The following is a 17761-nucleotide window of genomic DNA, read 5'->3' on the forward strand; positions in this document are numbered from 1 at the left end:
TCACCTCCCGGGGAACTCCGGCGCCGGGAGCGGCACCTTGGCGGGGCCGAGCTTCAGCTCGATCACGTTCGTGCTGATCACGTGGGTGCGCGACTCGCCCAGGAAGCGCTGCAGGTGCGGCTGGCGGCGGTGCGCGGCGAACGCGGCCTCGTCCCGGAACAGCTGGTAGAAGATGCGCTGCGTGGGGGCGCCGACCACCTCGTGGCAGGCGAAGATCAGCGTCTCGGGCTCGGTCACCAGCGCGGCCTTCACCAGGTCGGCGGCGAGCCGGTCGAAGGCGTCCTCACGTCCGTCCAGCAGCGTGTAGACGGTGATCTGGCCGCACGCCCTCGCCAGTTCGCCGCCGAGCGCGCCCGGCTTGGCGAGGCCGGCGAGCGGGGACCGGTCGAGCGGGCCGCCGAGCGGACCGTCCACCGTCGTGGGCCCGGCCGGGTCGGCGGGTGCGGGGTAGGCGGGCCGCTCCGGGATGCTGGTGTTCTCGGGGTAGCGCAGTTCCTCGGAGGCCGGCTCGGGGAAGCGCAGTTCGCCGCGCCGGGAGTCTCCGGGCGGAGTCGGCGCCGGGACGGGCTCGGCCTTGGCGGCCTGCGCGTAGCCCTGCTCCTCGTACCCCGTCGCGGGTTCGTCGCCGTACTCGTCGTAGCCCTCGCCGTCCTCGTCGTACACGGGGATCGTGCGCATCGAGCCGTACCAGACGAGGCCGGCGGCGGCGCCGAGCGCGATCACCGCGAGCGGCGCGGGCAGGAACCCGCGGGTCCCGCTGACCACCAGGACGCCCGCGAGGGCGACCAGCGCCACCGGGATGAGCAGCTCGGCGGCCTCCTGGTCGCGCTTGCTGGCCAGCCACGCGGTCACGCCGGTGCACCCCGCCAGCGCGAGCACGGCGACGACGTGCGCGCCGTCGATCAGCAGCAGCGGCAGCGCGTCGTAGGTGGCGCTCGGCTTCGGCAGGCTCTTGCCGAGCGAGCCCTTCAGCGGGTCCAGGATCAGGATCACGATCGCGACGACCGTGTAGGAGATCGTGAACAGCCAGGCGCCGAACCGGACCTGCACGTACCGCGCGATCAGTTCGATCATGCCGAGCGCGAGCCAGACCGGCCCGATCAGCGCGGCGCCGAGTTCCATGACGCGGAAGAACGCGCCGTTGAACCCCATCATGAAGGCGAGGCTCATGGACAGCAGCGCGAGCGTGAGTCCGACCTGCGTGAACGACCAGGCGATCAGATAGAGCAGCCGGTCCTTGTAGGCGCGCTGAACCAGCAACCCGGTGGCCGCCAGGGCACCAAGGGTCGCCAAGAACGCGAGAAGAGCATCGACCATCGCGCACCCATGGTGCCCGATCCGGGGGGCCGACGGGTAACCGCGGCCAAGGAACGCACCATTGCCTCGCGCACCTTTCGTTATCTAAGGTGGCACTTCACGTCGGAGGTCGCGTACGCCCCGAGGAGAACTGCATGAGCAGCTTGACCCTCGATGCCGGGCTCGTCCCGCTTCCTCGCCATTCCCGAGGCCCTCTCGCACGTCCGGGCGGCCGCGCCGGGGACCGTACCTCCGACCGCGCCGCCGACCAGGCCTCCGAGCGGGCCGAGATGCTCAAGGCGCTGGTGCTGCGGGCGCGGGACGGCGACGCCGAGGCGTTCGGATCCCTCTACGACCACTACGTCGAGCTCGTCTACCGGTACGTCTACTACCGGGTCGGGACGCACCCGCTCACCGAGGACCTCACCAGCGAGACGTTCCTGCGGGCCCTCCGCCGCATGTGCGACTTCCACTGGCAGGGCAAGGACTTCGGGGCCTGGCTGGTGACGATCGCCCGCAACCTGGTCGCCGACCACTTCAAGTCCGGCCGCTACCGGCTGGAGGTCTGCACCGCCGAGCTGGTCGAGCCGGACCGCCCGCAGGAGGGGCCGGAGCGGGCCGTCCTGGACGCGATGACCAACCGGACCCTGCTGCGGGCCGTCCAGCGGCTGAACTCCGAGCAGCAGGAATGCGTCGTGCTGCGCTTCCTGCACGGGCTGTCGGTCGCCGAGACCGCGCTGATCATGGACAAGAAGCCGGGCGCGATCAAGGCGCTGCAGTATCGAGCGGTCCGCTCGCTGGCCCGTATGCTCCCGGACGACCTGCGCGGCTGACCGAGCCGCGACGATCAACCCCGCCGCCGAACCACCCCGCCGCGCCGGTCGACGGCGCCACGAGCCCGTTGGATAGTTTATTAATGAACTTTCGGGCCGTAACCCGGCCCACCTTCCGATCGTTCAAGCGGGCAGGAGGGCGTCCGCGCCACGAGTCCGCAAGGGAGCGGCCAGTGAGAGCCCGGTGTTGACGAGGCGAGAGAAGATCGCAGAGCAGGGGAACGCGCTGGCCCGGCTGCGGGAGAGCGCGGCGGGGCCGGACCCGCGGTTCCGCGCGGTGCTGCGCGAGCGGCTGATGGCGGCCGCGAGCGACAGGAGTGAGGACTGTCGCAATCACGGCCGTGAGGACGGCGGCGGGGAGGCGGTTGACTAGGCTTCGCCTCATGCGGCGATTCTGGCAGTCCGAATTCTGGGGACGCGGCAGGGACGAGGACCACAAGAGCGCGGGCCAGGTGGCCGCGGCCGCGGCGGCCGAGTTCGCCCCGCTCCCGACCCCCGACCCCGCCGCGGCGGCGTTCTTCGACGTCGACAACACGATGATGCGCGGCGCGTCGATCTACTACTTCGCGCGCGGGCTCGCGGCCCGCAAGCTGTTCACCATGCGCGACCTCGCCATGTTCGCCTGGGGGCAGGCCGCGTTCCGGCTGCGCGGCAGCGAGAACTCCGAGCACATCGGCAGCGCCAAGGAGGCCGCGCTCGCGTTCGTCGCCGGGCAGAAGGTCAGCGGGATCGTCAAGCTGAGCGAGGAGATCTACGACGAGGTGATGGCCGACCGCATCTGGCACGGCACCCGCACCCTCGCCCTCCAGCACCTCGACTCCGGGCAGCAGGTGTGGCTCGTCACCGCCACGCCCGTCGAGGTCGCCCGGACGATCGCGCACCGGCTCGGCCTCACCGGCGCGCTCGGCACGGTCGCCGAGACCCGTGAGGGCGTCTACACCGGCCGGCTCGTCGGGAACCTGCTGCACGGACCGGCGAAGGCGGAGGCCGTGCGGGCCCTGGCGCAGCGCGAGGGGCTCGACCTCGCGCGCTGCTCGGCCTACAGCGACTCGATCAACGACCTGCCGATGCTGACCGTCGTCGGCCACCCGCACGCCGTGAACCCGGACGCCGAGCTGCGCGCCCACGCCCGGGACCACGGCTGGCCGATCCACGACTTCCGCACGGGCCGCAAGGTCACGATGGTCGCGCTGCCCGCCGCCGCGGGCGCCGGGGCCCTCGCGGGCGGTGTCGCTGCGGGCATCGCGCTGCGCCGCCACTACCGGGCGAACTGACCGCCGCCCCTCCGGACCGCCGTCCGGCAAACGCGACCTATCGCGTTTGTGGGAACACGTCCTACCCTGTCCCCGTGACCGTCGAGCTGAGGGTGCTGTCCGGGGTCGCCTGCCGCGGGCGGGACGTCACGAGCCCGCGCCTGCGCGGCCTCCTCGCGCTCCTCGCGGGCGAGCCGCGGGCGGGCGTGTCCGTCGTCCGGCTGGTGGAGGGGCTCTGGCCCGAGGAGCGCCCGGAGAACCCCGCCAAGGCGCTCCAGGTGGTCGTGTCCCGGGCGAGGTCGCAGCTGGGCGCGGACGTCGTCGCCAGCACGCCGACCGGGTACCGCATCGGCCTGGACGAGTCCGCGGTCGACGCCTCCGCGGTGGTGCTCGCCGCCTCGGCGAGCGCGCGCTGCTCCCGCGACGGCGACCACGCGGGCGCCCTCTCGCACGCCGAGGCGGGACTGGCGCTCTGGGACGGGCCGCCCGAACCGGACGGCGCGGACGATCCGGTGGCCGCCCTGCGCGCGGACCGGATCCCGACCTACTGGACGCTGACGCGAGCCCGCGCACTGGCCCTTTCGCGGCTCGGCCGGCACGCGGAGGGCCGCGAGGCGCTCACCCGCGCCGCCCGGGAGTACCCGCGCGACGAGGAGGTGCTCGCGGAACTGCTGCGGTGCGAGGCCGCGACTGCCGGGCCGTCGGCGGCGCTGGCGCGGTACGAGTCCTACCGGCGCTCGCTGCGCGACGAGCTGGGCACCGATCCGGGAGGCGCGCTCCAGCGCGTCCAGCAGGAGCTGCTCCAGGACGAGGCGCCGGTGGTCCGGCGCGGCGTGGCGCACGAGCCGAACCCGCTGCTCGGCCGGACCGCGGACCTCGCCGCCGTCCTCGACCTGCTGCGCACGTCCCGCGTCACCTCGATCGTCGGCGCGGGCGGGCTGGGCAAGACGCGGCTCGCGAACACCGTCGCGCGGGAGGCGCCGCAGCGGGCGGTGCACTACGTCCCCCTCGCCGGCGTCGCGCGGGACAAGGACGTGGCGGGCGAGGTCGCATCCGTCCTCGGGGTCGGCGAGTCGTCGCGCGTCCACGGACGCGTCGGCGGGCCCGCCGACCTCGTCTCGGCGATCGCGGAGGTGCTCGGGCCCGGCTCCGTCCTGCTCGTGCTGGACAACTGCGAGCACGTCGTCGAGGGCGCCGCCGGCCTCGCCGGCGCGCTGGTGTCGATGACCCGCGACCTGCGGATCCTCACCACGAGCCGCGCGCCGCTCGGGCTGTCGTCGGAGTCGGTCTACCCGCTGCCCGCGCTGGACCTGCCGACGTCGGCCGAGCTGTTCCGCCAGCGGGCGCAGGCGGCGCGTCCCGGCGCCGGCCTGCCCCCCGGCGCGGTGGAGGAGCTGTGCCGCCACCTGGACGGGCTGCCGCTCGCGATCGAGCTGGCGGCGGCGCGCGTCCGCGTCATGTCCGTGCCCGAGATCGCCCGCGGCCTGGACGACCGCTTCGCCCTGCTGCGCGGGAACGCGCGCGACGCGCCGTCCCGGCACCGGACCATGCACGCGGTCGTGGACTGGAGCTGGAACCTGCTCTCCCCGTCCGGCCGGGCGGCCATGCGGTCGCTGTCGGTCTTCCCGGCGGGTTTCACCGCGGACGCGGCACGCCACGTCCTGGGCGGCGTCCAGCGCGGCGACGCGCTGGAGATCCTGGAGGACCTCGTCGACCAGTCCCTCCTGGAACCCGCGGAGGGCGGCCCCGGGACCCGCTTCCGGATGCTGGAGAGCGTCCGCGAGTTCAGCGCGGCCCACCGGGAGGCCGAGGGCGAGACGGACCGCGCGGTGGGCGGCCTGCTCGCCTGGGCGCGGGAGTTCGGCGCGGCGCACCACGAGGCGCTGTTCGGCGCCGAGCCGTTCGCTCCCGTGGAGCGCGTGCGGGTCGAGCAGGACAACCTCCAGCAGGCGCTCCGCCACGGCCTCGCCCGCCGCGACGGCCCGGCCGTCGCGGCGGTGACCGCCGTCCTCGGCGGGGTGTGGACGCTGGAGGCGGCCTACAGCCGGCTGCTCGCCCTGGCGGAGGAGACCGCCGGGCTCCTGAGCCGCCACCGCCCCGGTCCCGGGGACGTCGAGACCACGCGGACCGCACTGGCCCTCAGCGTGCTCGCGACGAGCCTTTTCCAGGGGCCGCAGGCGACCCGCGCGCTCGTCGCGCTGCGCCGCCTCCCGCCCGCCCCGCCGGACGGTCTCGTCCCGGCGATGGCGACGGTCCTGGCCGCCCTGCCGGAGATCCTCGCCCCCGGCGGCTCCTCCCTGGACGAGCTGTGCGCCCGCGACGAACCGCTCGTCGCCGCCATCGCGAACTGCGTCACCGGATACCTGCGCGAACGCGACGGCGACGTGGCGGGGGCGCTCGCGGCGACCGAGTCGATGATCGGGATGCCCGGCGCGCCGGACATCCCGTGGTGCCGGCTGCTCGCCCACTCGCGCCTCAGCGAACTGCTGATCCAGCTCGACCAGCACGACCGGGCCCTGCACCATCTGCGGATATCGCTGGGGCTGCTGGAGCGGTACCAGTGGCCCGACATGTTCGGGCTGATGTGGGCGCTCGCGTCAGGCCACCTGTCGCTCGGCGAGTACGACGAGGCCGAGCAGTGGCTCGACCAGTCACTGGTCCACGGGCCGGACGAGTCCTTCGGCACGGCCGCCTTCAATCTCGGAGCGCGCGCGGAGATCGCCCTCGGTCGCGGTGACGTCGACACCGGCCTGCGCCTCTGGCGGGAGGCGGTGGAGCGGCTCGCCGCCGAGGACGGCCCGATGCCGCACACCGGCCTCGACCCGTGGACGCTGGAGGCCCAGTGCGTCACCGTCGTCGCGCACGCCCGGCACGGCCGCGTCGCCCTCGTCGAGGACATCGTCGCCGGGCTTCCCGCCAAGCTGGCGGCGCTGGTCGACGGCCCGCCGTTCCCGATGCCCGCCTTCTACATGGACCTGCCGGTCAGCGGCGGGCTGCTGCTCGCGCTCGCCATGGTCGACCTCGCCCGTCCCGGCGCCCCGCCGGCCGTCCGGACGCGGGCGGCCCGGGCGATCGCGCTGGCGCAGCGCCTCCACCACATCCGCTCGTTCCATCCGACCATGTCCACGGCGGCGATCAGCCGCGCGGCCGCGGACGCCGACGGGCCGGCGTATTCCGACGCGGTGTCGGAGTACGCCGGCCTGGGCCGTGAGGAGCTCCGGGCCGCCGCCCGCAAGCTCGCGCGCGAGTTCGGGCGGGGCTAGCGGGGCGCCTTCCGGTTGAACAGCACCTTGGAGAACACGTAGCCGGCGACGGCGAGGCCGACGCACCAGGCGACGGACACCGCCGCGTCCCGCCCGCTCGGCGTGCCGGTCAGCAGCCCCCGCAGCGTCTCGATCATCGGGGTGAAGGGCTGGTACTCCGCGAACCAGCGCACCCCGGCCGGCATCGACTCCGGCGGCACGATCGTGCTGCCGACGAACGGCAGGAACTGGATGATCATCGGCGTGTTGCTCGCGCCCTCCGGGTTCTTGGCCAGCAGCCCGAGCATGACGGCGACCCAGGTCAGCGCGAACGTGAGCAGCACCAGCAGGCCGGCGGCCGCGAGCCAGTCCACCGCGCCGCCGCTCGTCCGGAAGCCCATCGCGACCGCGACGGCGACGACGGCGGCCGTGCTGAGCAGCGTCTGGATCATGCTGCCCGCGACGTGCCCGGTGAGCAGCGACGACCGCGAGATCGCCATCGTCCGGAACCGGTCGACGACGCCCTCGGTCATGTCCACGCAGACCGACACCGACGTCGCCATGCAACCGGACGCGACCGCCATCAGGATGATCCCCGGCGCGACGTACTGGATGTAGTCGCCCTTGGCCGCGCCGCCGACGCCGTCGCCGAGCGCGTTGCCGAACACCCCGACGAACAACAGCATGATCATGATCGGCATCATCATCCCGGCCATCGTCAGGGACGGGTAGCGCAGCGCGTGCCTCAGGTTGCGGCGCAGCATCGTCGCGGAGTCGGCCGCCGCGTGCGTGAGCGTGGTCATCGGGAGGCCACCTTCTCGTGGGTCGTGCCGGTGAGGGCGAGGAAGACGTCGTCCAGATCGGGGGTGTGCACGGACAGCTCGCCGACCTCGACCGACGCCGCCTCCAGCCGTCCGAGCAGCGCCCGCAGGGAGGCGACGCCGCCGTCCCCGGGCACCTGCAGGGCGAGCGCGTCGTCGTCCCGCGTCACCGAGCCGAGCGTGCGCGCCGCCGCGTCGAGCGCCGCCAGGTCGGCGAACCGCAGCCGGACGTGCCCGCCCGGCACGAGCCGCTTCAGCTCGTCCGAGGTTCCCTCGGCGACCAGCCGGCCGCCGTCCAGCACCGCGATCCGGTCGGCGAGATGGTCGGCCTCCTCCAGGTACTGCGTCGTCAGGAAGATCGTCACACCGCCCCTGACCAGGCCGCGGATGATCTCCCACATGGTCCGCCGGCTGCGCGGGTCGAGCCCGGTCGTCGGCTCGTCCAGAAAGATGATCTGCGGGCCGCCGATCAGCGTCATGGCGATGTCGAGCCGCCGGCGCATCCCGCCCGAGTAGGCGGCCGCCTTCTTGTTCGCCGCCTCCACCAGGTCGAACCGCTCCAGCATCGCGTCGGCGGCCCTCCGCCCGGCGACCTTGCCGAGCCGGTGCAGGTCCGCCATGAGGATCAGGTTCTCCCGTCCCGTCAGCAGCCCGTCCACCGCCGAGTACTGCCCGGTCACGCCGATCGCCCGGCGCACCCCGTCGGGGTCCCTGCGCAGGTCCCGCCCCGCGACGCTGACCTCGCCGCCGTCCGCGCGGATCAGCGTGGACAGGATGCGCACCGCCGTCGTCTTCCCCGCCCCGTTGGGCCCGAGCAGCGAGAAGACGGTCCCCCGCGGCACCTCGAAGTCGATCCCGTCGAGGACGGTCTTGTCCCCGAACGCCTTGCGCAGCCCGGCCACCTGGATGGCCGTCTGCCGTGCCTCGATGTTCATGCCCCGAAGCGTGCGCGCCCCCGCCTACAGCCCGCTTTCACCCCGGCTTCAGCCGGTCCGGCCGCCTGAAAGTCACCAGGTCAGCGCCGCGGGCCCAGTCCCGGGACGAGCCTTGCGAGAACGTGACCGCCGTCAGGCGGGGGGCAGTTCGGCGGCGAAGAGCGCGCGGACGCGGGACCAGGAGTCTTCGGCGGCGGCCTTGTCGTAGGGCTCGCGGCCGGGGAAGAAGAAGGCGTGCCTGGCGCCCGGGTAGACGACCTCCTCGTGCCGGACGCCGGCCGCGGTGAGCCCGGCGGCGATCTGCTCGCGCTGCTCCGCGTCGATGACGTGGTCCAGCTCGGCGAAGAACATGACGACGCGGGCGCCGATCTCCCCGGCGGCGTCCAGGAGGGGGTCCGGACGGCTCAGCGCGGTGCCCGCGAACGGCAGCCAGCCGGGGTAGTAGATCGCGGCCGCGGCGAGGTCGAGGCGGGTGGCGGCGAAGAACGCGACGTGGCCGCCCAGGCTGAAGCCGAGGACCCCGGCCTTCCCGGTGGCGTCCTCGTGCTCCCGGACGTGGGCGAGGCAGGCGCGCAGGTCGGCCTCGACGCCGTCGCGGGTCAGCCGCGCCAGCAGCCCGAAGGCGCGCTCGCGGTTGGCGTCGCTCTCGGCCATGCCGTGCGCGGTGTCCGCGCCGAGGCGGTGGTAGAGGTCGGGGGCGATGGCGACGTGGCCGAGGGCGGCGACCTGCCGGGCGACGTCGCGGACCTCGCCGGTCAGGCCCCACAGCTCCGCGCAGACGAGGACCGGCGGGTAGGCGCCGGGCTCCGCCGGACGGGCCACGAACGCGGTCATCGGCGCGGTGCCGTGCACCACGATCTCGATCTCCTGTGTGCTGATTTCTCGCGACATCTCAACCCCCGCCGTAGATCAACTCGATGATCCTACGTCGGTGGTCGGGCGTCGCGGTGCCGGGCGGGTGAGGGTGGTGGTGAGGAAGAGGGCCAGGAGCGCGGCTATCAGGAGGAGGGTTCCCGGGATGCCGACGGTGGGGGCGGCGAGGGTCGTGAGGAGCACCAGGACGGCTGTGGCGACGAGGAGGCCCGGGCGCGCGTTCATGCGCCGCATCGGGGCGTGCAGCACCCACAGCATGACCAGGACGACGGCGACGGGGATGGTGACGGAGGCGGCGACCAGCCGCGCGCCCGCCTCGATGTGATGGCCGGAGGACGCCACCGCCGTCTCCAGGCCGGCGCCGGTGGCGGCGAGCGCGGCGAAGACGAAGTAGTGGCCGTATCCCCACAGGAAGGACCGGTCGCGGCGCCGTTCCAGGCCCTCGCCCGCGGGCTCGGAGAAGTAGATCCACCAGAGCGCGAACAGGATGGCGAGCCCGGCGAGGGCGATCGTGACCAGGGCGCCGCCGACCCCGTGCTCCACGGCGTCCTGCACCGCGTTCGTGGAGGCGAGCACGCTCTCCCCCAGCAGGATGATCGTGAACAGCCCGTACCGTTCGGCGATGTGGTGCGGGTGCCAGGTCGTCATGCCGGGCCGCTCCGCGATCGGCGGGACGGACAGGTCGAGCGCGGCGCACACGAAGAACACCCACATCGGGCCTTGGTCGGGCAGGGCGAGCCGCGCCACCCAGAACACCTGGACGACCGACAGCCCGATCGCGTACCGCAGGGCCGTGGCGCGGCCCTCGGGATGTGCTGCGGCCGCCCGCAGCCAGAGGGTGACCAGGCCGACGCGCATGACGAGGTAGCCGATCGTCACGGTGGTGAAGTCGCCCCCGAACGCGTCCGGTACTCCCGCCGCGAGGATGAGGACGCCCGCCATCTGCACGAACGTCATGAGCCGGTACGGAACGTCGTCGGTATCGTAGGCGGAGGCGAACCACGTGAAGTTCATCCACGCCCACCAGATCGCGAAGAACGTCATGAGGAACGGCGCGAGCGAGTCGCCCACGTGGCCGCTCTCGGTGGCGTGGGCGAGCCGCCCGGCGACCTGGGACACGGCGGCGACGAACGTCAGGTCGAACAGCAGCTCCAGGGGACTGGAGACCCGGTGGGGTTCGCCCAGGTCGCGAGCGACCATGCGGCTGCGCAGCGGCGGCATGGCGCTCACTCTAGAGCCGCGCCCGGACGGTCAGAGAAAGGCGGGGCCCCGGCGCAGCAGCGTCTCGTAGAGCAGGTGCTGGACCTTCTCCCGCACGTGGTCGGTGATCTCGAAGACCGTCATGGGGTCGTCGGCGGCGTCCGCGTCGTGGCCGTCCAGCGTCATCGGCTCGCCGAACCGGATCACCCACTTGGACGGGAGCGGGACGAGCCCGGCAGGGCCGAGCAGCGGGAACGTCGGCGTGACCGGGAAGTAGGGGAGGCCGAGGAGGCGGGCCAGCGGGCGCAGCTCGGCGATCTTGGGGTAGATCTCCTCGGCGCCGACGATGGCGCACGGCACGATCGGGACTCCCGCGCGCAGCGCGGTGCCGACGAAGCCGCCGCGGCCGAAGCGCTGGAGCTTGTAGCGCTCGGAGAAGGGCTTGCCGACGCCCTTGAAGCCCTCGGGGAAGACGCCGACCAGCTCGCCCTTGCCGAGCAGGCGGGCGGCGTCGGCCTTGCAGGCGAGCGTGTGGCCGGCCTTGCGGGACAGATGCCCGAGCACGGGGATCTGGTAGACGAGGTCGGCGCCGAGCAGGCGGACCTGCCGGTCGGCGTGGTCGTGCAGGGCGACCGACAGCATGAGCGCGTCGAGGGGGATCGTGCCGGAGTGGTTGGCGACGAGGAGGGCGCCGCCCTCGGGGATGTTGTCCAGGCCGTCGAGCTCGACGCGGAACCAGTGCTCGTAGAGGGCGCGGGCCATCGGCAGCAGGACGGTGGAGTTGAACTCGGGGTCGAAGCCGAACTCGTCGATCTCGTACTCGCCCGTCAGCCGGCGCCGCAGGAACGCCAGCCCGGACGCCAGGGACCGTTCGAACTGGCCTCGCTCGGGCGCCCGGTCATCACCGGGCGGGTCCCCGCCCGGGGCGTCCTCGCGGACCGCGCCGAGCCGGATGACCTGAGCGCCCTCGTCGTCCCCGGGGTGCGCGTCGTTCATCATCTCGGCTCTCCTCTCAGGCGGGTCCAAGCGGCTCAGGCCCGTCCCAGCAGGGACGTCAGGCCGCCGCGGACGAAGCCCCGGGCGGCGGCGAAGTCGGCGAAGGCCGCCTCGGAGCTGTACTTCGGGTGCCAGGCCAGCTCGCGTTCCAGCGCGGTGATGTCGAGGACCCGGCCGTAGGTCAGCCAGCGCAGCAGCTCCGGCGAGAACCCCGACAGGCCCGCGAAGCGGCGCCCCATGTCGCCGAGGACCGAGATGGACGGCGACGGGACGGGCAGGTAGGGCCGACCGGCGCGGCGCAGGGCCTGCGACAGCAGCAGCACGCCGTCACCGGCGACGTTGTAGCAGCCGGGGTGGTCCTCGACCGTCATGCGCCGCAGCACCTCGACGCCGTCGTCCTCGTGGACGAACTGCAACCGCGGGTCGAACCCGAGCACGGTCGGGACGACCGGCAGGCGCAGGTACCGGGTGAGGGGCGAGTCGACGCCCGGGCCGAGGAAGTTCGCGAACCGCAGCACCGACACTGCCAGATCGGAGCGGCGCCGCATCAGCCCGCGGACGTAGCCCTCGACCTCGACGGCGTCCTTGGCGTACCCGGACCTGGGCGCCTCGACGGGCTCGTCCCGCTCGGTGAACACGGCAGGGTCCATCGGGGAGGAGCCGTACACGGCGGCCGACGACCGGACGACCAGCTTGCGCATGTCCGGCGAGCGCTGGCAGGCCGCGAGGAGCTGCATCGTCCCGATGACGTTCAGCTCCTTGACCTTCGCCCGCGGAACCGACGAGGACGTCACCAGGTTGAGGTGCACCACCGTGTCCACCGCTGCCGACGCGATGATCTTCGCGATGCCGGGCGTGCGGATGTCGACCCGGACGAACTCGGTGCGGCCGAGCGACTCGGCCGGCGGCACCGTGTCCACCCCGATGACGCGCTCGATGCCCGGATCGGCTTGCAGGGTGTTCGCGACCCGCGCCCCCAGGAAACGGGAGACGCCCGTGACGAGGACGACACGGGCCGCGGCGGCGGGCATGGACGACACTGGGCCCTACCCCTTCACGGCTGGACGGCCGGTGTGGTCGCTACTTCTTGTTGCGGCGCTGGATGCGCGTCTTCTTCAGAAGCTTGCGGTGCTTCTTCTTGGCCATCCTCTTGCGGCGCTTCTTGATGACAGAGCCCACGGAACCTCGCTCGGAGTCTCGGGTGATGTGCAGGAGACGGGCGTGCCGCTGGAGAGCGAGTCTCGGTAAGCGCGCACGGTCCGAGGCCCCAGGGTACCGCTGCGTGGGTGGAGATCATGCCGCGGCCTGCTCCGCGGCCCGGAGACGACCGGCACGGACGGCGGCCGGCACCGCGCGTCGCACGGCGCCGGGCACCGTCCCTTCCGGGCGGGCGTGGCCGCCGGCCAACGCCCGTCCGTTCGGTGTCCGGACCGTTCTGCCGGTCCTCGTCCTGTTTCCCCAGCTTCGGGACGGTCCCTCGGGACCCTCCCGACGCCCCCTGCACGGCCGGGTACTGAGTTCGCGGCGGGGTCATGCCCCGCCCCTACCCGTTATCCGGCTTCGATGTACGCGTCGCGCAGGTAATCGTGGACGGCCTGCTCGGGAACCCGGAACGAGCGGCCCACGCGGATCGCGGGCAGCTCGCCCGAGTGGACGAGGCGGTAGACGGTCATCTTGGACACCCGCATCACCGCCGCCACTTCGGCGACGGTCAGGAACCTGACCTCGCTCAGAGGTCGCTCGCCTGAGGTCATCGGACGCCCTCTTCCACACGTGCCGCGCACCGGCCCTTCGGGTGACTTTGATCACGCACGTGTACTTCCTCCAGCGTAAATCGCGTACCGGCAGTCGCAAGAGGGGAGTTCCGCACATTTCCGTATCCGACCTGACCGCAGGGTTACAGTGCTGATCCCGTACAGAGGGTGGACGCGACGGTACCGCGCGTGGCGCGACGAACACTTGTTAACCAAAACCACGAAATGACCTGCGGTTCCGCAGCGCCAGATGCCCCTCGGCACGCTCATGCGCCTCGTTACGGCAGTCCTGTCACAGGGCGTGACAGGCGAGAAGCCGCCACCCAGGCGTCCCCCTGGAGCAAGCCCCCGGAGCCGGCCCCCGGGCCGGCGCCTCAGCCGGACGGCCGCAGGCCCGCGCGATCAAGGATGTAGGCGGTCAGGGGCGCGTAGTGGTGCGCGGAGACGCCGTCGTCGAGCGGGACGACCACGTCGATCTTGCCCTCGGCGGCCCCGGCGAACAGCGCCGGGTCGTTACAGTCCGCGAACCCCACGGTGTCGATGCCCGCCTGGCCGGCCGCTCCGGCCCAGCCGTGGTCGGCTATGGCCAGATCCGGCCAAATATCTGGTTTAGCTTCCGTATCTTCCTCGGACCCGCTATCAGCAAGCTCCCTGAGCATGGCCTCCATCGGGCGCGAGTCGTGCGTGTGGTGCGTGCGGAGGTCCTCGCCCTCCAGCATCGCGACGCCGGGGGCGGCGTGGACGATGCGGCGCAGCTCCGAGCCGCCGTACCCGGCGTCGACCTCGTAGGTCCAGCCGGCCGCGGGCGCCAGCACCCGGCAGCCCGCGTCCTCCAGCGCCCGCGCGACCGCCTGGTACAGCGGCGTCAGCGCGAACGGATGCCCGGTCGCGAGGATCACGCGCTCCCTGCGCCGGGCCGCGAGGCCGATGCGCTCCCCCATCGCCTCCAGCGTGTCGAGCGTGATCTCGGGATCGATGGTGTCGTCCCCGTACAGATGCAGCGGATCGGGGTCGACTCCGCACCGCTCGACCATCATCTCCAGCACCGACCGCTCCGACCACGACGGCTTCAGTTCCAGGCCGAACTGGTAGGACGGGTCGCCATTGGCCATCCGCCGGTAGTGCAGCAGGTTGTTCTGGCGCGGCGTGGCCACGTCGCCGGCGATCATCGTGCGGACGAGGTGGGCGCGCAGCTCTTTCCTGGTGGGCACGTCTTTCCTGCTGGGCACAGGGCCTCCGGGCGCGGGGGTCGTCTGGTTCACGGGCGAAGGGTCCCTGGAGGCTTCACTCGTCGGTCATCGGGTCGAGGCCGTGCTCGGGGAACACCGCGCGGCGCGTCGCCAGCACCGCCTGGTCCACCGGGCTGCTCGGGTCGTAGCCGTCCCCCCACCTGCTGATCTCCACCGTCTCCGTCCCGTCCGTCATGCGGCGCGGGGCGATCTCCTCGGTCCGCTGCCGGACGAACTCGCGCCACTCGTCCGGGGTCGCGGTGCCGGGCGGGACGGGGCCGCCCGCCGCCTCGGCGAGCAGGTGCGTCCACGCCCGCGGGACGACCTGGACCAGCTCGTAGCCGCCGCCGCCGGTGAGCACCCACCGGCCGCCGGCCGTCTCGTGCGCCAGCCGGTGCAGCATCGAGTACGCCGTCCGCTGCCCGTCCACACTGAGGATCAGGTGGGCGAGCGGGTCGAGCGCGTGGCCGTCGGCGCCCTGCTGGGTGACGAGGACGTCCGGTCGGAACCGGCGCAGCAGCGGCGGGACGATCGCGTCGAACGCGCGCAGCCACGGCCGGTCGCCGGTGCCGGGCGGCAGCGAGATGTTGACCGAGGTGCCGTCCGCGCCGGTCTCGTCGGGGAAGCCGGTGCCGGGGAACAGCGTCCGCGGGGACTCGTGCAGGCTGATCGTCAGCACGCGCGGGTCGTCGTAGAAGGCGGCCTGGACGCCGTCGCCGTGGTGGACGTCGATGTCGACGTAGGCGACGCGCTCGGCGCCGTTCTCCAGCAGCCACGCGATCGCGACGGCCGGGTCGTTGTAGACGCAGAACCCGCTGGCGGCGTCGCTCAGCGCGTGGTGCAGGCCGCCGGAGATGTTCGCGGCGTGCTCGGCGCGGCCCGTCCACACCGCCTCGGCGGCGGCCACCGACGCGCCCGTGACCAGGGCGGACGCCTCGTGCATGCCGAGGAACACCGGGTTGTCGGGGGTACCGAGGCCGTGCCCGAGCTCCGGCAGCCCGGTGGCGCCGGAGTGCTTGACCGCCGCGATGTAGGACTCCTCGTGGACGAGCCGGAGCAGCTTGTCGCCCGCGGCCTCGAACGCCGAGACCCGCACGTTCGGGCGGTCCAGGACCCCGAGCCCGCGGGCGAGCGCCATCGTCAGCTCGACCCGCACGGGGTTCATGGGGTGACCGGGGCCGAAGTCGTAGGAGATGAGCCGCTCGTCCCAGAAGATCTCCAGCCCGCAGTTCTCGGGATCGGCGGACTGGGACGAATCGGGACTGCTCATGGCCTCACGGTATCGCGCAGGGCATGTGACCTGGCCCACAGCTCCCGCCTCCGCGGGACGCGGCGCGGCACCCCGCCCGGAAGCCGCCGTCCGCAACATATCTGTGACGTGAGTTACATGCCGGAAACGGGCATACCTACATCAGGCAGATATCTCCTACGGGGGGTGTGAATGGACGACGGCCCGAGCGTTCGCAGCCGCGCGATCAGCAACGCGCTCCGTCTGGGCGTCCGTCCGTTCCTGCACTATCTCCCCGGCCACGCGACCAGTATCCGCACCGCGCGCTCGACGGTGGACGCCGCGTCCCTGCTGCTGCGGCACAGCCCCCACGTGCGGGTCGAGTCGCTGAACGACCCGGCGCCCGGGGAGGACGGCGGCCTCCCGGTCAGGGGCGAGTGGATCGTTCCACGCGATGCCGCGGAGGAGAGCCCCTCCGGCGCCGTCCTGTACCTGCACGGCGGCGGCTACGTCGTCTGCTCGCCGCGCACCCACCGCCCCATCACCTCGCGGCTCGCGGTCGACACGGGCCTGCCCATCCTCGCCCCGCGGTACCGGCTGGCCCCCGAGCACCCGTTCCCGGCGCCGCTGGAGGACGCCGTCGCCGCCTACCGCTGGCTGCTCGCGCGGGGCGTGCCGGCGTCCGGCATCGTTCTCGCGGGCGACTCGGCGGGCGGGCACCTGTCCGCCGCGCTGACCGGCGAACTGTGCCGCCAGGGCCTGCCGGGCCCCGCCGGGCTCATGCTGTTCTCCCCGTGGGTCGACCTGACCTGCGAGCTGTCCATGGGCGCGCAGAGCCGCGCCCGCGACCCCTACATCAGCGCGTCGTCGGCGCGCCGGGTCGCCCGCCTCGTCGTGGGGCCGACCGGGTTCGAGGACCCGCGGCTGGCCCTGCTCACCTGCGCCTGGAACGACATGCCGCCCGTCCTCATCCAGGTGGGCGGCGCCGAGGTGCTGCGCACCGAGGCCGAGGCGTTCGCCGACGCCCTGCGCCGCGCCGGCGCCCACTGCGACCTGCAGATCTGGAAGGGGCAGATGCACGTCTTCCAGATCCTGAACCGCGTCCTCCCGGAGGCGAGCGCCGCCATGCGCGACGCCGCCCACTTCGTCCGGACCGTCACGGGCGGGACGGGCAAGCACCCCAGGGCGGGGAGGCGCTCCAAGGCCGCCTAGTCCCGGCGGTCCGGGCGGTCCGGGCGGTCCGGGCGTCTCGCCATGAGCCCGGCCAGCAGGGCGGCCGCGTGGTCGGCCATGAAGCGCGGGACCCGCGCCCTGAGCAGCGCCCTGTGCAGGGCGGACGCCGGGAACGGCATCTCGCTCGGACGTTCGCGCCGTTCTCGCATCCGGCCCCCAGATGTCCAAGATCAATTCGATGGTAACCGGGCGGGACCGGCCATGCCGCCGAAATCGTGATCTTTTCCTACGCCCCGCACGGACCTCGTCACGCTCGGTCCGCAGGGCGCGGCATCACTCCACGGGCCTTTCGCTCCGCGCGCCCTTTCGGGTCCCTGGCTCTGGGGACTGCCAGATGAGCGCCGCCCGCGGCCCGGTCGGGCCGCTCGTTGCTCCGGGTCAGAAGCGGCCGGCGGGTTCGGGGTCGAGGAGCTCGTCGTCCGCGCGGCGGCCGCGCCCGGCGGCGAAGACGCCGACCAGCGCGGCCAGCGCCGCGCCGCCCTCGCCGGCGAGGCTGATCGTCTTTTCGAGGTACCAGACGGGCTCGTGCATGTCGGGGAGCGGGCCGAGCGCGCCCACGTCGACGTAGTAGTAGAGGACGACGGCGCCCGCCGCGCCGGCCGCGACGAGGAAGGCGAGGGCGTACGCCCAGCGGGTCGCGTAGGTGAGGACGATCACCGCGACCACCCCGGCGACCGCGGCCTGGACGCGGAACAGCAGGTCTCCGTCGATGGAACCGCCCTGCACGAAGGCCATGTCGGGTGCGAACTTCCAGTGCACGATCGCGTCGGCCGCCAGCCCGGCGGCGACGATCAGGCGGAGTATGAGTCCCATACCTCTTACACGGACGCGGCCCCGGCACGGCTCAATGTTCAAAGATGAACATCCT

The 17761-nt window shown here is 73.0% G+C and carries 18 protein-coding genes; 5 read left to right on the plus strand and 13 right to left on the minus strand.

Features of this window, described 5'->3' with window-relative positions; translation table 11 throughout:
• The gene (locus BJ999_RS38675) at nt 1-1293 is read right to left on the minus strand and encodes a putative quinol monooxygenase (protein ID WP_229810617.1); all 1293 of its coding nucleotides are present in this window, start codon (nt 1291-1293) and stop codon (nt 1-3) included.
• A gap of 158 nt (nt 1294-1451) precedes the next feature.
• Between BJ999_RS38675 and BJ999_RS38680 the strand changes: the two genes are divergently transcribed.
• From BJ999_RS38680 to BJ999_RS38695, 4 genes are all read left to right on the plus strand, one after another.
• The gene (locus tag BJ999_RS38680; RefSeq protein WP_179837813.1) at nt 1452-2129 is read left to right on the plus strand and encodes a sigma-70 family RNA polymerase sigma factor; all 678 of its coding nucleotides are present in this window, start codon (nt 1452-1454) and stop codon (nt 2127-2129) included.
• 184 nt (nt 2130-2313) lie between these two features.
• A complete protein-coding gene (locus BJ999_RS38685; RefSeq protein WP_179837814.1) occupies nt 2314-2502 on the plus strand; it encodes a hypothetical protein in 189 nt (62 codons plus the stop codon).
• Between the two features lie 10 nt (nt 2503-2512).
• The gene (locus tag BJ999_RS38690) at nt 2513-3403 is read left to right on the plus strand and encodes an HAD family hydrolase (RefSeq protein ID WP_179837815.1); all 891 of its coding nucleotides are present in this window, start codon (nt 2513-2515) and stop codon (nt 3401-3403) included.
• Nucleotides 3404-3477: 74 nt separating this feature from the next.
• On the plus strand, nt 3478-6645 hold the full coding sequence (locus BJ999_RS38695; protein WP_179837816.1) for an ATP-binding protein: 3168 nt from the start codon (nt 3478-3480) through the stop codon (nt 6643-6645).
• On the opposite strand, the gene BJ999_RS38700 is transcribed toward BJ999_RS38695, so the two are convergent.
• From BJ999_RS38700 to BJ999_RS38745, 10 genes are all read right to left on the minus strand, one after another.
• On the minus strand, nt 6642-7427 hold the full coding sequence (locus BJ999_RS38700; RefSeq protein WP_179837817.1) for an ABC transporter permease: 786 nt from the start codon (nt 7425-7427) through the stop codon (nt 6642-6644). The genes BJ999_RS38695 and BJ999_RS38700 overlap by 4 nt on opposite strands.
• Nucleotides 7424-8380 carry an ATP-binding cassette domain-containing protein gene (locus BJ999_RS38705; protein ID WP_179837818.1) on the minus strand — a complete coding sequence of 319 codons (957 nt, stop codon included), beginning with the start codon at nt 8378-8380 and terminating at the stop codon, nt 7424-7426. The genes BJ999_RS38700 and BJ999_RS38705 overlap by 4 nt, the downstream gene beginning before the upstream one ends.
• Before the next feature lie 132 nt (nt 8381-8512).
• Entirely contained in the window at nt 8513-9271 is a 759-nt protein-coding gene (locus BJ999_RS38710; RefSeq protein WP_179837819.1) for a dienelactone hydrolase family protein, read from the minus strand.
• 18 nt (nt 9272-9289) lie between these two features.
• Complete coding sequence (locus BJ999_RS38715; protein WP_218935427.1) at nt 9290-10474, minus strand: low temperature requirement protein A; 1185 nt, start codon at nt 10472-10474, stop codon at nt 9290-9292.
• A gap of 30 nt (nt 10475-10504) precedes the next feature.
• Nucleotides 10505-11452: a lysophospholipid acyltransferase family protein gene (locus tag BJ999_RS38720; protein ID WP_179837820.1), complete on the minus strand. Its 948-nt coding sequence runs from the start codon at nt 11450-11452 to the stop codon at nt 10505-10507.
• Nucleotides 11453-11484: 32 nt separating this feature from the next.
• Complete coding sequence (locus BJ999_RS38725) at nt 11485-12480, minus strand: NAD-dependent epimerase/dehydratase family protein (protein ID WP_179839106.1); 996 nt, start codon at nt 12478-12480, stop codon at nt 11485-11487.
• A 49-nt stretch (nt 12481-12529) separates the two neighbouring features.
• On the minus strand, nt 12530-12628 hold the full coding sequence (locus tag BJ999_RS38730; RefSeq protein WP_018654693.1) for a 30S ribosomal protein bS22: 99 nt from the start codon (nt 12626-12628) through the stop codon (nt 12530-12532).
• A 371-nt stretch (nt 12629-12999) separates the two neighbouring features.
• Nucleotides 13000-13203: a helix-turn-helix domain-containing protein gene (locus tag BJ999_RS38735; protein WP_021591693.1), complete on the minus strand. Its 204-nt coding sequence runs from the start codon at nt 13201-13203 to the stop codon at nt 13000-13002.
• A gap of 374 nt (nt 13204-13577) precedes the next feature.
• Nucleotides 13578-14414: a phosphatase gene (locus BJ999_RS38740; RefSeq protein ID WP_268247855.1), complete on the minus strand. Its 837-nt coding sequence runs from the start codon at nt 14412-14414 to the stop codon at nt 13578-13580.
• Nucleotides 14415-14487: 73 nt separating this feature from the next.
• Entirely contained in the window at nt 14488-15702 is a 1215-nt protein-coding gene (locus BJ999_RS38745) for an acetoin utilization protein AcuC (protein WP_179837821.1), read from the minus strand.
• A gap of 171 nt (nt 15703-15873) precedes the next feature.
• Between BJ999_RS38745 and BJ999_RS38750 the strand changes: the two genes are divergently transcribed.
• Nucleotides 15874-16872: an alpha/beta hydrolase gene (locus tag BJ999_RS38750; RefSeq protein ID WP_179837822.1), complete on the plus strand. Its 999-nt coding sequence runs from the start codon at nt 15874-15876 to the stop codon at nt 16870-16872.
• Here BJ999_RS38750 and BJ999_RS38755 read toward each other — a convergent pair.
• Nucleotides 16869-17042: a hypothetical protein gene (locus BJ999_RS38755; protein WP_179837823.1), complete on the minus strand. Its 174-nt coding sequence runs from the start codon at nt 17040-17042 to the stop codon at nt 16869-16871. The genes BJ999_RS38750 and BJ999_RS38755 overlap by 4 nt on opposite strands.
• A 229-nt stretch (nt 17043-17271) precedes the next feature.
• A complete protein-coding gene (locus BJ999_RS38760) occupies nt 17272-17706 on the minus strand; it encodes a hypothetical protein (RefSeq protein ID WP_179837824.1) in 435 nt (144 codons plus the stop codon).
• Between the last annotated feature and the right edge of the window lie 55 nt (nt 17707-17761).

Source organism: Actinomadura citrea (genome assembly GCF_013409045.1).
Taxonomy (GTDB): domain Bacteria; phylum Actinomycetota; class Actinomycetes; order Streptosporangiales; family Streptosporangiaceae; genus Spirillospora; species Spirillospora citrea.

What these genes read in the sequence shown, in the direction of transcription:
- BJ999_RS38680 (WP_179837813.1), top strand. Translation starts at nt 1,452, where the DNA reads ATGAGCAGCTTGACCCTCGATGCCGGGCTCGTCCCGCTTCCTCGCCAT.
- BJ999_RS38690 (WP_179837815.1), top strand. Translation starts at nt 2,513, where the DNA reads ATGCGGCGATTCTGGCAGTCCGAATTCTGGGGACGCGGCAGGGACGAG.
- BJ999_RS38700 (WP_179837817.1), bottom strand. Translation starts at nt 7,427, where the DNA reads ATGACCACGCTCACGCACGCGGCGGCCGACTCCGCGACGATGCTGCGC.
- BJ999_RS38705 (WP_179837818.1), bottom strand. Translation starts at nt 8,380, where the DNA reads ATGAACATCGAGGCACGGCAGACGGCCATCCAGGTGGCCGGGCTGCGC.
- BJ999_RS38710 (WP_179837819.1), bottom strand. Translation starts at nt 9,271, where the DNA reads ATGTCGCGAGAAATCAGCACACAGGAGATCGAGATCGTGGTGCACGGC.
- BJ999_RS38715 (WP_218935427.1), bottom strand. Translation starts at nt 10,474, where the DNA reads ATGCCGCCGCTGCGCAGCCGCATGGTCGCTCGCGACCTGGGCGAACCC.
- BJ999_RS38720 (WP_179837820.1), bottom strand. Translation starts at nt 11,452, where the DNA reads ATGATGAACGACGCGCACCCCGGGGACGACGAGGGCGCTCAGGTCATC.
- BJ999_RS38725 (WP_179839106.1), bottom strand. Translation starts at nt 12,480, where the DNA reads ATGCCCGCCGCCGCGGCCCGTGTCGTCCTCGTCACGGGCGTCTCCCGT.
- BJ999_RS38735 (WP_021591693.1), bottom strand. Translation starts at nt 13,203, where the DNA reads ATGACCTCAGGCGAGCGACCTCTGAGCGAGGTCAGGTTCCTGACCGTC.
- BJ999_RS38745 (WP_179837821.1), bottom strand. Translation starts at nt 15,702, where the DNA reads ATGAGCAGTCCCGATTCGTCCCAGTCCGCCGATCCCGAGAACTGCGGG.
- BJ999_RS38750 (WP_179837822.1), top strand. Translation starts at nt 15,874, where the DNA reads ATGGACGACGGCCCGAGCGTTCGCAGCCGCGCGATCAGCAACGCGCTC.
- BJ999_RS38755 (WP_179837823.1), bottom strand. Translation starts at nt 17,042, where the DNA reads ATGCGAGAACGGCGCGAACGTCCGAGCGAGATGCCGTTCCCGGCGTCC.
- BJ999_RS38760 (WP_179837824.1), bottom strand. Translation starts at nt 17,706, where the DNA reads ATGGGACTCATACTCCGCCTGATCGTCGCCGCCGGGCTGGCGGCCGAC.